Below are 13,698 nucleotides of genomic sequence, written 5' to 3' on the forward strand. Positions count from 1 at the left end.
GGTGATGTATAGCTGTCATAGTATTGAACATGGTTAACTCTTCGTTAGTATTTGATTACGTATATAGATAAACATATTTACAGAAAGTAACGCAAGCTTTTTTTTTATAAGCTTTAGTATATCTTATAACTGCCGATAATAAGTTAAGGTAAACGGTAAGAGGTGAATCAAATGGATGCACTTAAACCATTGTTGTTTAACATTGTTCGTTTAGAGGTTCAGCATAAACCATTATTTTATATAGCTGGGGTACAAGAAAGTGCAATTGATAGAGTAAAATTAGAGCGTGCAAAAAAAGAAGAAATGAAAAAGAAAAAACAGCACATAGATGCAAAAAACAAACAAATTAGCAACAATCAAGACCCTGAAAGCGACAAACACCTTGATACATGGGCATAGTGCTTATGTACTAATAAAAAAGTTGTAATTTTTAAGCCCTTCAAGATATAATTATTTTTAACTTACCAATATTATTACACTTTTCCCTACTTAAGTAGTGAAAAGAAAAATGCAACGGACATGCAGTTTATTTAAGGTTGTAAACATGAGTCTTACTATAGTTCAAAAACTCTATGCTGCATTTTTTGCAGTATTGTTTTTACTTTCTGGCACTTCTGCTTTTGTAATTATTAAAGAAATTCAGATATCAGACGTAACAAAAGAAGTTGCACGTGACGACGTGCCTGGTGCATTTGTTTACATGCAGCTTATCGATGAGCTCGGCGATGTAAATACGGCATTGTATGCAATAGTAAACAATGTTGATGGCGCCATTCTTACTTATAATAAAGATAAAAATGAGTTATTAGACTACTACGATAAATTGTATAAATTAGAATCTAAAAAGCCCGCAGATAGACGAGTTATGGCAGAAATAAAAAGTTTAATTGATGCCGTATTAGACATGTCTAATCAAAAGATAATTAATTCAACTGCACCTATGGAAGATAAGCTCAGGACTTTAATTGATGTTGAACAGCGCTATATATCTAAACTAGAGGATATGCTGGAATTAGGCGCGAATGAAGAAAGGGATGATACATCACGTGCAATGAACAAAATTCAGAACGAACTAGATTTACTCAATAAAGTGCTGGTGGTGATTACTCTTATTGCAATTGCCATTAGTGTTGTGATTGCGTGGCGGTTGGGAAGCTCTATATCGAAACGTTTAAAGTTGGTAGCTGCACAAGCGGAAAACATTGCCCAAGGCCGTTTAGATATTATGCCGCTTACCACAGGTAATACGGATGAAATAGGTGCTTTATCATCCTCTATAAACGATATGCAACGAGCTTTGACAACATTGGTAGGGCAAATCAAATCGGTAACCAGTGAGGTTGGTAGCAGCAGCTCAACGCTCGAAACAATTAATCAGCAAGTGGCTGAAGGGATCAAAGGGCAACAGCAAAAAGCAGATCAAATCTCTACTGCTGCGGCACAAATGAGTAGCTCTATTGCTGAAGTAGCCCATCAAAGTGTTGACGCAGCTGACATTGCAAACCAAGCGGGTAGCAGTGCAAGCCATGGAGGAAAAATTGTAAACGAAATGGTCCTAAGTATTCGCAACGTATCAACCACGATTCAAGACTTGTCAGACTCAGTTGGTAACCTAGGGCAACGGGGTAAACAAATTGGCGAAATAATCAAAGTGATAAATGAGATTGCGGAACAAACTAATTTGTTGGCACTGAACGCTGCGATAGAAGCTGCGCGTGCTGGTGAACAGGGGAGAGGGTTTGCCGTGGTTGCTGATGAGGTAAGAGGGTTAGCAAGCCGAACGGCGACAGCGACACAGGAAGTTGCGGAATCGATAAGCGCGATTCAACAAGAAACGGATATAGCGGTCTCTAGAATGGCGCAAAGTACCGATGTGGTTGATAAAGGAGTGTCATTGAGTGAAGAAGCGTTGGCTGCGTTAGAGGATATCGTGAGTCAAGCGCAGACTGTAAATAGAATGATTGATTCAGTCGCGGCTTCAGCGGAAGAGCAAGCCGCGGTTACAAAGGAAATTAGTCATGATATTGCCGATATTAATGATATAGCCACTGTTGCGGTCGGTAACTCAGTGTCAGCTCAATCTGCCGCAAATGTACTCTCAGATAACGTTGCCCATCTTGAAGATGCATTAGGCAAATTTAAAGTCTAATGCTGCAGCCAAGCGTATAGAGGTGACTTGCTCTATACGCCAACTATTCGTACAATTATCGAAAATATTCTAGCAGTACTAAAAATTTGTCTATACAACAGGTATTTTCAGAGCAAGGACCTCTTGCTTTACAGTTCTCAGGTTATAAACCACGCCAAGCACAAATTGATATGGCTCAGGCTGTTTTTGACACAATGGAACAGTCGGGACAATGTATTGTTGAAGCTGGAACTGGCACAGGCAAAACATTCGCATATTTGGCGCCTGCACTTCTAAGTAAACAAAAAAGCATCATCTCTACAGGTTCTAAAGCGCTGCAAGAGCAACTGTTCCATCGTGACTTACCGGCTTTACAAAAAGCATTGAAAGTGGGTAAAAAAGTCGCTTTATTAAAGGGTAGAGCTAATTATTTATGCAGTTACAGGTTGAACGAACATGTAACAAATGTGCCAACAGACGATCCAGATGTTATGCATCAGCTTGCTATGGTTGCTAAGTTTGCAGCAGAAACAAGTACCGGAGACTTAGCGGATTGCATAGGCATTGAAGAGGATGCGAAAGTTTTACCGTATGTGAATTCAACCGCGGATAATTGCTTGGGTAAGGAATGTCCTGACTATCAACAGTGCTACATTCGTAAAGCGCGTGTAGCCGCAATTGACGCAGAATTGGTGGTGATTAATCATCACTTATTTTTTGCAGATATGGCTGTCAAAGATTTAGGCTTTGCGGAGTTAATGCCCAATGCTGATTGTTACATTTTTGATGAAGCACATCAGCTGCCTGAAATTGCTAGTGATTACTTTGGTGAATCGGTAAATACAAAGCAGTTATTCGCGTTAATTCATGATATTCGTTTGATTTATCGCTCAGATATTCCTGACATGCTGCAGTTAGGAAAAACCCTAAATAAATTGGAAACAACTGTCGCTGACTTACGGATTGCCTTCGGTAATGAAGGTGGCAGAGGGGATTGGCGAGAAGCGTTGGCTAATAAAACAATTTGTGATGCGTTACATAGGGTAATTGGAGATCTTGATTTTTTGTATCAGGTACTAAAGCTATGCCTAGATAGAACGGATAAGATAGAACACCCTTTTGAAAGAGTGATTAAGTTTAAAAATCAACTTGAGCGTGCGTTTGAAGTAAGCCAAACGGGTTTTAGTTACTGGTATGAAACGTCTCGTCGATTCATAACTATCCACATAACTCCACTTGACGTATCGAGTAAATTTAAAAGTATTATTGATAAAACACAAGCCAGTTTTGTGTTTACTTCGGCCACATTGTCAGTGGATCAATCGTTAAAACATTTTACTGCGAGCTTAGGGCTTAAGCCGACACATGAGAGCATTGTTGACAGTCCCTTTGATTATCAAAAACAAGCGCTACTTTGTATGCCGCGATATCTGCCAGAGAGCCGAGATGATGCTATGCCTCATACCCTTGTGAAAATAGCGAAACAACTGATCAATGCGGCCAAAGGGCGTACATTTTTGCTATTTACGAGCTATAGAGTCATGCACTTAGTTTATGAGGGGTTAAACACCGCAACGGAGTACCCCATTTTCATGCAAGGTCAGTCTTCTAAAAGGATCATACTTGAACAATTTGTTCGTAATGGTAATGCAGTACTCATGGGCACAGCCTCATTTTGGGAGGGGGTGGATGTTCGAGGAGATACATTAAGTTGCGTATTAATTGATAAATTGCCTTTTTCTTCTCCAGATGACCCGTTACTGCAAGCTCGGATGAAAGATGCGGAAATACTCGGTAATGAGCCATTCGAGACTGTGCAGTTACCACAAGCTGTGATCAGTTTAAAACAAGGCGTTGGACGCCTCATTAGAGATAAAACAGATAAAGGTGTACTTGTTATTTGCGATAATCGTTTAGTTACGCGAAAATACGGTGAAACATTTCTGAAAAGTTTACCAAATATGCGACGAACTCGTAGTTTGGAAGCTGTAACACAATTCTTAGAGAATATAGAATAATATGAAGTATAACTTGTTAGCGATCGATGCTTCGACTGAAGCACTTAGTATAGCGATATATTATAACGGTAAAACATTTCGTTACTTTGAGGAGTGCCCGCAGCAACATAGCCAAAAAATATTACCGAAAATTGATGCAATGCTATTGGATGCTGAATGTTCACTGAAAGATCTTGATGGTATTGCATTTGGCAAAGGGCCTGGAAGCTTTACTGGGGTCAGAATAGGCGTAGCAATAGCACAAGGGCTGGCGTATTCATCGGGTCTAAAATTAGTGGGCGTGTCTAGTTTACAGACGATGGCGCAGCAAGCGATTGATGAACATAACCAATGTCGCGTTATATCTGGAATTGATGCGCGGATGGGGGAGATTTATATTGGAGATTATAGCAAAGACGAAAATGGTCTCGCTGTATCCAACAATCAGGAAATAGTATGTAATCCGGATAATTTGGAAAATATTGTTTCATCAAGTTGTGCTGTAGGCACTGCATGGGTAACTTATCCAAACACTGCATTAAGCCATAATTTATCTGTGCTTGAAAACGTCACCTTACCTAATGCATTTTATATGCTAAAAATTGCCGACCATGCATTTAGCACAGGCAATACTGTGGATGCTGCGGATGCGCAACCAAACTACGTGCGAGATACTGTAACCTGGAAAAAGTTGCCAGGAAAGGAATAATTCGTTAAGTTTATAAAGTAGTCAACGAAAAGTGTACGATTAGAATGAAGACGGTAACGGTTAGTAACAACCAACATACATATCAATTGAAGCCTGTGCCTAAAGCGCCTCGGGAGAATGTAACTGCGCCGTCTTCAAACCCTCCAAACCTCGTTGCGCAAGTTAGGGATTCAGCAGAAGGCATCAAACTAGCGCAGGCATTTCAAGAACAGTCTCGTTCAACAATTTATGATCAACCCGATTTCAAGAGTAGTTTGGCTATTAGTGCTTATAAAGAGATTAATAACCAATCACGTCGAGAAGATGTAGAGTCGTTAATTGGTGTCAATATCTATGCCTAGGCATTTGAAATTTATTCACTTTAAATTATTCACTGGAGATTGTTTTATTTTCTAAGTTCGGTATTGTTAAAAGAAAATTTGAGGGGCCGTTTTGCTGAGAGCGTCGTTTAATCACTTTAATAAAACAGCTGTGAAAGTCTCGTCCAATACGCTAATTCTATCTTTACGAGAAGGCTATATTGCTTTAATCCCCTTTTTTATTGTCGCCTCTTTAATTACCCTCGTTAACCAGTGGCTTGATATAGCAGCTAAAGGGTTTGACCATCATTATTTAAATCAATTTAACCAACTTGTGTGGGGGCTATTTCCACTATTTACATTACTTTCCTTTAGTTATCACTTAGCGAAAAATATTAAAATACATACAATAGCGGCACCAATACTGGTGATTAGTTGTTTTACTGCCACGACGGGTTACATTTATGTTGATGATCAAACATTGCATATTGACCATCGAGCAGGCGTACTTTACACCTTGTTTATGCCTATTTTTTGCTGTTACTCATTGGCGTATTTTGAGCGTCTTCGTGCTTTCAAAATAGTGGAAGTAAGCACCATCAGTTTGTTTCTTAGAAAGCATGTCAATTTGATTTTTCCCTATATGTTGGTTACAACGATTACACTTTTTATCTATCCTTTTGTTGAGCAAGCCGCTGATATAGTGCTGGATTACTTAGCACTAGATAGTTTGCTATTAAACCCACAAGATAAGATAAGTTTGCAGCTCATCGGCGCTCACCTTTTATGGTTCTTAGGAATACATGGCGATAATACATATCATATTTTAGTGTCTAGCGAGTTATCTGGTTTTATGGTTACACCTGAGCTCATTAACTACCATTTCTTTTCTACTTTCGTAATTCTGGGTGGCACCGGCTGTGTATGGGGATTGATTCTTGCGTGTTTGTTGCTCAAAAATGCTCAACATGAAAAGCATATAGCGAAGTTGTCAGCGCCACTGGCAGTATTTAATATCAGTGAAGTGATGCTATATGCACTACCTATCGTATTTAACCCATATATTTTTATTCCCTTTTTATTAGCACCAGCAATAAACGCTTTTATTTCATATCAACTTTTGATTCACGATTTTATTCCTATTGTTACACAAGATTCTATCCCTTGGTTTACCCCCGTATTTGTGAATGCTTGGATATTAACTGAAAGTGTATGGATAGTATTGTTACAAGCATTGCTAATTATCATGAATGTAGCAATTTACTATCCATTTTTAGTTGCCCACCAAAAAAATAATATGTCAGGAAAAGCGCTTGATATGCTTGTAAAACGGTATGCAGCTGGTCGCATGATAGAAGAACAAGCTGAAAGCCGCTTTGCGACACATCATGCGGAACAACAAATTTCGGGATATACATTAAGTGAAGTGACTGATGCATTAAACCACGGTGCACTTACGCTATATTATCAACCTAAAATAAACCCAGTTACGCAGGAAATAGTCGGATTTGAAGCGCTATTGCGGCTTGTGAATCCAGATAAATCTGTATCAGGACCTTGGTTTTTAGAAACTTTGGAGGAACACAACCTACTGCATGTGATTGATAACTTTGTGATAGATCAATTAGAGGTTGACTTAGAAGCATTTGCGAGTAGAGGACTTTACCCCAAAATTAGTTTTAACATTTCCCCAGATAATTTGTTATCTGGGGGCTATAAACGTGTCATAAAAGCTTTCTCTCGTTTTGCCGATCAAGTAGAGGTTGAGTTGCTAGAGTCAAGTTATATAGAAGACTTTAATAAGATGGTGGCAATAGTAACGACTTTAAAAGATAGCAATATCCAGTGTGCAATGGATGACTTTGGAACGGGTTACTCATGCCTCTCTATTTTGTCTAAATTGAACATTGATACTATCAAGTTCGACAAAAGTTTGTTACCCGATGGCAGTAACGAAAAGGCAGCGCTGTTATATAAAAACCTCGCCGATTTATGTGCTGAGCTTGGGTTTAAAACCGTTGCAGAAGGCATTGAATCTAAAGCAGATGCACAGGTGGTGATTGCGGCTAATATTACGTGTGTTCAAGGGTTTTTATATTATAAAGCAATGCCAATAGAAGAAGCTATTGGCATTTATAAGTCAACATAGCGATAGCGTCACACTGATTCTATTTAATATAGCTAATTAACTTTTCTGCTATGTCTGTATTATTTTGTGAGCCAATAAATTTCTCATATCCTTTTCCATGAGCAAAAACCTGTACATCTATGGCAGTATGCCCACCTGTGGTCCACCCCGTGTAACTGGCTTTGTTAATGATCTGCTTGATAACCTTTTTCAATGCTTTCTCACCGCCAGATTTAGCCTCTTTCAGTAAAATAGCCGTTGCTTTGTTGTAAGGTAATTGAGTGTATTGAATCCATAGCTTTTCTAGGTCATCACTTGCCATCATTTGCTTTGTTAATATTGAAGCAGAAGCTGAGACACCTTTTACCACATCACGTAACCATAAGTACTTGCCATTAGCGCCTAGTGTCAAGCCACCTGTAGAGTGATCAGCAGTAATAACTAACAATGTATCTGGGTTTTTATCGACATAGGCTTTAGCCAGTTTGATTGATTGGGCAAAGTCATGCATTTCTCTCATGGCACAGGCTATATCATTAGCATGACCACACCAGTCAATTTGGCTTCCTTCAATCATAACGAAGAATCCATTGTCTTTATTACTATCGAGCAGTGACAGTGCTTTTTTTGTCATTTGCTCCAAGCGGTTAGGGTGTTCGTCTATCGCATACGGTAAACCTTTTGGCGCAAACAGGCCTAACGCAGGTATTTGTGTCAATTTATGCAAATCTGATAATGAATCAGCATATTGATAGCCAGCATCTGTAAACTCTTTAACTAAATTACGGTCGTCTCTTTTGAAATATTGAGTCCCGCCACCGAGTAATAAGTCGACTGGCAACTTGCCTGCTATTTTATTATCGACGTAGTCATCTGCAATTTGATCATAATTACGTCTAGATTCATTGTGAGCTGCGAAACTTGCAGGGGTAGCATGATTGATTTGAGATGTTGCGATAAGCGCGGTGACCATGCCTTTCTCTTTGGCTATTTCAAGCATGGTTTTGAGAGGCGCTTTTTTTGTGTCTACCGCTATGGCGCCATTGTAACTTTTAGTTGCAGTACTTAACGCAGTGGCGCCAGCTGCGCTGTCAGTGACAACTGTGTCATCATCTGGGTAGGTATGTGCCATACCTACTAAAATTTCATCGAATATGGTGTTATCTACATGCTTTGTTTTTGGATCGTCAATATAGTAGCGATATGCACTCGTATACGCAGGTCCCATACCATCGCCTATCATATAGATAATATTCTTCGGTTCGGCTATTGCAGCGTTACTGCATAAAAATGCGACGCTGGCTGTAACAGCGCGTAATGTCTTTTTCATGATTACTTCCTTAAGATTCCCGTGTTTGACATTAAGCAGCATATCATTAACGTGTTACATTTAACTTGTGATATGCCTTAGTTGTCAGGCAAGATATTAAATTATAAGTTGTGCAAAGAATACGGAAATAAAGTTGATTGATGAAAAAAATACGATAGACCTCCTTGGGAAACATGGTTTTTCGGCCCAAATACATGGCTCTGGTGAAGAGTGGGTGATTTGTTTGCATGGCTGGTTAGATAATTCGAACAGCTTTTCTCCTTTAGTGGATCAAAAAAAAGAAGGTTATAGGTGGTTAATGATTGATATGGCAGGCCATGGTAAGTCGCAGTGGCGAGGCCCCAATGCCCATTATTACTTTGTCGACTATGTTTATGACTTGCTTACCATTATAGATGCCTTAAAGATTGAAAGCTGTCACCTACTAGGGCACTCATTAGGGGCACTAGTATGTGGAATGTTCAGTGCATTATATCCAAGTCGCGTTAAAAGTTTATGCATGATTGAAGGCATTGGCATGATGTATGGGGATGAAAAAGGCACTAAAGAGCAACTTATTGCGTCTTTTCGTGAACGAAAAAGAATAGACAAGAAAACAGAGTTGAAAGCTTTTCCAAACTTTGAAACACTGGTCAACCTTCGCGTGAATGTGTCTGATTTTACCCCGGAGATTGCACGGTTGCTTATGCTCAGAAACACCAAAAGTACTGATGGTCAGTTACTTTTAACAACGGATCCAAAATTAAAAACACATTCAGCATTTAGGTTTACCCTTGAGCAGAGCAAACATTTATTAAACGGATTATCGGTTCCTAGCCTTTTAATTATAGGAGACAGAGGGTATGGCTTCGTTAAGAAAAACTTGCTCACCTTTAAATCTTGTTTCAAAACTTTGCAGGTTGAAATTGTCGAAGGAGGTCATCATTGCCACATGGAAAACCCCCAAGATTGTTGTGCGTTAATAGAGCGTCACCTGAATACAATTAATGGAACTTGATTGTATATTTATTCAAAATATGGGAATATCTCCCAATTAGAGTATTTGCTCAATTGTTTATGTGCCTTATTTCTATTAAGGTAACGTATTAAAAAAATAAATAGAACACAGGAGCTAAGAGTGGAAAAAATCTGGCTAAAGCGCTACCCAGAAGGGATGCCTGAAACTATCGATCCAGAGCATTATAACTCGTTGCTTGAAATGTTGGATAAGAGCTTCACTGAATTCGGGTCTTTACCTGCTTATTCCAATATGGGGAAGACGTTAACTTACGAACAAATCGATGATGCAACTAAATCAGTTGCCAGTTATATTCAAAACGTATTGAAATTGGGTAAAGGTGACAAAATTGCGGTTATGATGCCTAATTTGTTACAAACACCTATTTCTATTCTGGGCGTTTTGCGTGCTGGATGTACAGTTGTGAATGTTAATCCGTTATACACAGTACGTGAGCTTGAGCATCAATTAAATGACTCAGAAACAAAAGCAATATTTATTCTAGCGAACTTCGCAAAAACGTTACAAGACGCTTTACCAAAAACAGCCGTTAAACATATTGTGCTTACCGAAATCGGCGATATGATGGGTGGCGTCAAAAAACACCTTGTTAATTTCGTAGTCAAACGTGTTAAAAAAATGGTGCCTGATTTTACCTTACCAGCAACGATACCATTTGCAGATGTGGTGGCGGCTGATCCTAATTTATATACAGTACCAGACATATCACTTACAGACTTGGCGTTTTTACAATACACCGGTGGTACAACTGGGGTGTCTAAAGGCGCCATGTTGACTCATGGCAACATGGTTGGCAATTTAGAGCAGGTTTCAGGGTGTTTAGACAAAGTGCTAGATAATGGTAAAGAAGTCGTTATTACCGCATTACCGCTTTATCATATATTTGCACTTACAGCGAATTGCTTGACGTTTATGAAGTATGGTGGACACAATATACTGATCACCAACCCACGCGATATGCCTGGTTTTGTTAAAGAATTGGCTAAACAACGCTTTACTGCGATTACCGGTGTAAATACACTTTTTAATGGTTTATTAAATACGCCAGGTTTTGCTGAGTTAGACTTTTCCAGCTTAAAGATGTCACTTGGTGGGGGAATGGCCGTTCAGCGTCCTGTTGCCGAAAAATGGCAAAAGGTAACCAGCAGTAAGTTAATGGAAGGGTATGGTTTAACAGAATGTGCACCTTTAGTGACTATCTGCCCTTGGGACCTTGATGGGTATAACGGGTCAATTGGTTTGCCTGCACCAAGTACAGAATTAAAAATTATATTAGAAAGTGGTGAAGAAGCAGCCAAAGGTGAATCTGGAGAGTTATTAGTAAAAGGTCCACAAGTAATGGCTGGATATTATAACAGGCCTGATGCGACTGCTGAATGCCTTCAAGATGGATGGTTTGCCACTGGCGACATAGCCACTTATGACGATAATGGGTTCTTTTATATCGTAGATAGAAAGAAAGATATGATTATTGTTTCAGGCTTTAATGTTTATCCAAATGAAATTGAAGAGGTTGTTGCAATGCACGATGGTGTTCTTGAAGTTGCAGCAATCGGGATCCCACACGAAGTCAGTGGTGAGCAAGTCAAAGTATTTGTTGTGAAAAAAGACCAATCATTGACAGAAAAGGATATAATTGGCCATTGTCGAGAAAATCTTACAAATTATAAGGTCCCTAAATTGGTTGAGTTCCGTGAGGAGCTGCCAAAAACGAACGTTGGAAAGATACTTCGTCGGGCTTTAAAAGAGTAGGTAAGAAACCGGCATTAGCCGGTTTTTTTATGTACAAATTTCACTAGGAGTGAACGTGCAGTATCAGTTAATTACTACGCAAAACCAATTAAATCAGTTTGTTTCATCGGTGTCTAACGCTCCCATTCTTGCAATAGATACAGAGTTTATGCGTCGCCGCACGTTATATCCGGAAGTTGCCTTAATTCAAGTGTACGACGGCTCACATTTAGCGTTGATAGACCCTTTATGTGAATTAGACTTTACGCTGTTTTGGCATTTACTGAAAGATGAAAAAGTTTTAAAGGTTTTCCATTCGCCATCTGAAGATATAGAAGTATTTCAAAAGTTTGCAGGGTTTGTTCCTCACCCAATGTTTGATACACAGTTTGCGTTGCAGTTATTAGGTGAAGGTAATTGTGTCGGTTTTGCAAGTATGGTGAAAAAGCTTTTAGATGTTGAAATCGACAAAAGTGAATCAAGAACAAATTGGTTACAAAGGCCGCTAACCGAAAAGCAGCTTGATTATGCAGCAAGTGATGTATATTTTCTATTACCCTGTTTTGAAAAAATAGCAGGACAGATCATTGAGAAGAGCTTGTTTGACATCATAATTCAAGAGTCACAATTAATTGCTTCTAAACGTGCATTTGAAGTACCAGACGACCACGTCTATTTAGATATTAAAAATGCATGGCAATTAAAGCCTCGAGATTTGGCAGTATTAAAAGAGTTAGCAGCTTGGCGCAGAGCGAAAGCACAAAAAAAGAATTTAGCGCTCAGTTTTGTGTTGAAAGAGCTGAATATGGTAGAAGTTGCCAAGCGCAGGCCGACAACTTTAGTCAGTCTAAGAAACATACCGGGTATTGAACTGAGTGAGGTAAATCGTTCAGGCAAAGAGATTTTGCAATGTGTTGAACGTGGTAAAGCAGTAACTGAGTCCAATTGCCCAGAAAAGCTATTAAGACTGATAGATTATCCAAATTACAAAAAAGCAGCGAAAGATATCTCTGCAATTATAAAAATGGTTGCTGTTGATGCCGGTATTCCCGCTGATGTATTCGCATCTAAAAAGCAAATAAACCAACTATTAAGCTGGAACTGGAAGAAAACAGCAGAAGAACGGGCAGTGTTGTTGAAACCTGATTTACTACAAAACTGGCGTTATTGCTATGTTAAAAAAGCACTATCTCAATGGGATGTGTAATCGATTACTTATCACTATGAAATAAAATCAAAAAAGGCGCTCTATTAAGCGCCTTTTTAATGTGTTTCTATTTATCGTCCTTAATGTCATCAGGTAAAGTTACATTAAGCTCTAAAACAGCTAAGTCATCTTCATTTTGTTCAAATTGAACATTAACTGCGTCTGAGTCAACTTTCACATACTTGCGGATCACATCAAGTATATCCTGTTTAAGCTGAGGCAAATAATCTGGCGTACCACGTTTGGAGCGTTCATGTGCAACAATAATTTGTAGGCGTTCTTTCGCTAAAGAAGCACTGCTTTTCTTTTCTGAACGAAAATAGTCAAGTAATGACACGTTAACCTCCAAATATACGCTTAAGTAAGCCTTTCTTTTCGACGGCTAAAAACCTAAAGTCAATCACCTCACCTAGTAGACGGCTGATAGCATCACTGTAAGCTTGTCCTGCATCAGACTCACTATCTAAAACCACAGGTTGTCCGGAGTTAGATGCATTTAACACCGCTGTTGATTCGGGGATAACGCCTAACAAGTCAATAGCCAAGATATCTTGAACATCCTCGACTGAAAGCATTTCTCCATTTTCTACTCTCGTTGGATTATATCGTGTTAAAAGGAGGTGCTCTTTAACTGGCGCTAAGCCTTGTTCAGCTCGTTGTGATTTGCTTTGTAATATACCTAAGATACGGTCGGAGTCTCTTACTGATGAAACTTCCGGGTTCGTAGTTACAATGGCTTCATCTGCGAAATAAAGGGCCATCATTGCGCCAGCTTCGATCCCCGCAGGTGAATCACAAATAATGTAATCAAAACTTTCTTTCATCTCATTCAAGACTTTTTCTACACCGTCTCTGGTCAGAGCATCTTTGTCCCGTGTTTGTGAGGCTGGTAATATGAATAGTTTTTCAACACGTTTGTCTTTAATTAGTGCTTGATTTAGATTAGCTTCACCGTTTATTACGTTTACGAAATCGTATACTACACGACGCTCGCAGCCCATGATCAAATCTAAATTACGTAAACCAATATCAAAGTCGATTATGGCTGTTTTGTAGCCTTTTAAGGCAAGCCCAGTACCTATTGCAGCGCTTGAAGTTGTTTTACCAACGCCACCTTTACCTGATGTTACGACAATAATTTTTGCCATCTG

The 13,698-nt window shown here is 39.1% G+C and carries 12 protein-coding genes; 9 read left to right on the forward strand and 3 right to left on the reverse strand.

Features of this window, described 5'->3' with window-relative positions; all coding sequences use genetic code 11:
* Window positions 1–171 precede the first annotated feature (171 nt).
* The 6 genes from J8M01_RS15175 (at window position 172) to J8M01_RS15200 (ending at window position 7,282) form a co-directional block, all read left to right on the forward strand.
* A complete protein-coding gene (locus J8M01_RS15175; protein WP_210994898.1) occupies window positions 172–399 on the forward strand; it encodes a hypothetical protein in 228 nt (75 codons plus the stop codon).
* A gap of 145 nt (window positions 400–544) precedes the next feature.
* The gene (locus J8M01_RS15180; RefSeq protein WP_211058560.1) at window positions 545–2,149 is read left to right on the forward strand and encodes a methyl-accepting chemotaxis protein; all 1,605 of its coding nucleotides are present in this window, start codon (window positions 545–547) and stop codon (window positions 2,147–2,149) included.
* 170 nt (window positions 2,150–2,319) lie between these two features.
* A complete protein-coding gene (locus J8M01_RS15185; protein WP_247671161.1) occupies window positions 2,320–4,146 on the forward strand; it encodes an ATP-dependent DNA helicase in 1,827 nt (608 codons plus the stop codon).
* Between the two features lies 1 nt (window position 4,147).
* Window positions 4,148–4,834: a tRNA (adenosine(37)-N6)-threonylcarbamoyltransferase complex dimerization subunit type 1 TsaB gene (gene tsaB / locus J8M01_RS15190; RefSeq protein ID WP_211058562.1), complete on the forward strand. Its 687-nt coding sequence runs from the start codon at window positions 4,148–4,150 to the stop codon at window positions 4,832–4,834.
* 44 nt (window positions 4,835–4,878) lie between these two features.
* Entirely contained in the window at window positions 4,879–5,175 is a 297-nt protein-coding gene (locus J8M01_RS15195; protein ID WP_210994902.1) for a hypothetical protein, read from the forward strand.
* Window positions 5,176–5,266: 91 nt separating this feature from the next.
* On the forward strand, window positions 5,267–7,282 hold the full coding sequence (locus tag J8M01_RS15200) for an EAL domain-containing protein (protein ID WP_247671155.1): 2,016 nt from the start codon (window positions 5,267–5,269) through the stop codon (window positions 7,280–7,282).
* Between the two features lie 19 nt (window positions 7,283–7,301).
* Here the strand turns inward: J8M01_RS15200 and J8M01_RS15205 are convergent, their stop codons facing one another.
* Window positions 7,302–8,591 (reverse strand): alkaline phosphatase, encoded by a 1,290-nt coding sequence (locus tag J8M01_RS15205; protein ID WP_211058563.1) that lies wholly within the window; start codon window positions 8,589–8,591, stop codon window positions 7,302–7,304.
* A gap of 133 nt (window positions 8,592–8,724) precedes the next feature.
* Between J8M01_RS15205 and J8M01_RS15210 the strand changes: the two genes are divergently transcribed.
* The 3 genes from J8M01_RS15210 to rnd all read left to right on the forward strand — a co-directional run bounded on the left by J8M01_RS15210 (window position 8,725) and on the right by rnd (window position 12,547).
* Window positions 8,725–9,588 carry an alpha/beta hydrolase gene (locus J8M01_RS15210; protein WP_211058564.1) on the forward strand — a complete coding sequence of 288 codons (864 nt, stop codon included), beginning with the start codon at window positions 8,725–8,727 and terminating at the stop codon, window positions 9,586–9,588.
* A gap of 120 nt (window positions 9,589–9,708) precedes the next feature.
* Entirely contained in the window at window positions 9,709–11,361 is a 1,653-nt protein-coding gene (locus tag J8M01_RS15215; RefSeq protein ID WP_211058565.1) for an AMP-binding protein, read from the forward strand.
* 55 nt (window positions 11,362–11,416) lie between these two features.
* Entirely contained in the window at window positions 11,417–12,547 is a 1,131-nt protein-coding gene (gene rnd, locus J8M01_RS15220) for a ribonuclease D (RefSeq protein ID WP_211058566.1), read from the forward strand.
* Between the two features lie 67 nt (window positions 12,548–12,614).
* Here rnd and minE read toward each other — a convergent pair whose 3' ends face one another.
* Window positions 12,615–12,884 carry a cell division topological specificity factor MinE gene (gene minE / locus J8M01_RS15225; protein WP_192509266.1) on the reverse strand — a complete coding sequence of 90 codons (270 nt, stop codon included), beginning with the start codon at window positions 12,882–12,884 and terminating at the stop codon, window positions 12,615–12,617.
* Window position 12,885: 1 nt separating this feature from the next.
* A complete protein-coding gene (minD, locus tag J8M01_RS15230; RefSeq protein ID WP_192509267.1) occupies window positions 12,886–13,695 on the reverse strand; it encodes a septum site-determining protein MinD in 810 nt (269 codons plus the stop codon).
* Window positions 13,696–13,698 lie beyond the last annotated feature (3 nt).

The sequence above is a fragment of the Pseudoalteromonas sp. MMG005 genome (assembly GCF_018101015.1).
Taxonomy (GTDB): Bacteria; Pseudomonadota; Gammaproteobacteria; order Enterobacterales; family Alteromonadaceae; genus Pseudoalteromonas; species Pseudoalteromonas aurantia.

Bases quoted from the DNA above. Each gene is read 5' to 3' on its own strand.
- minD (WP_192509267.1), bottom strand. From the start codon at position 13,695: ATGGCAAAAATTATTGTCGTAACATCAGGTAAAGGTGGCGTTGGTAAA.
- J8M01_RS15175 (WP_210994898.1), top strand. From the start codon at position 172: ATGGATGCACTTAAACCATTGTTGTTTAACATTGTTCGTTTAGAGGTT.
- tsaB (WP_211058562.1), top strand. From the start codon at position 4,148: ATGAAGTATAACTTGTTAGCGATCGATGCTTCGACTGAAGCACTTAGT.
- J8M01_RS15205 (WP_211058563.1), bottom strand. From the start codon at position 8,591: ATGAAAAAGACATTACGCGCTGTTACAGCCAGCGTCGCATTTTTATGC.
- J8M01_RS15195 (WP_210994902.1), top strand. From the start codon at position 4,879: ATGAAGACGGTAACGGTTAGTAACAACCAACATACATATCAATTGAAG.
- J8M01_RS15185 (WP_247671161.1), top strand. From the start codon at position 2,320: ATGGCTCAGGCTGTTTTTGACACAATGGAACAGTCGGGACAATGTATT.
- J8M01_RS15180 (WP_211058560.1), top strand. From the start codon at position 545: ATGAGTCTTACTATAGTTCAAAAACTCTATGCTGCATTTTTTGCAGTA.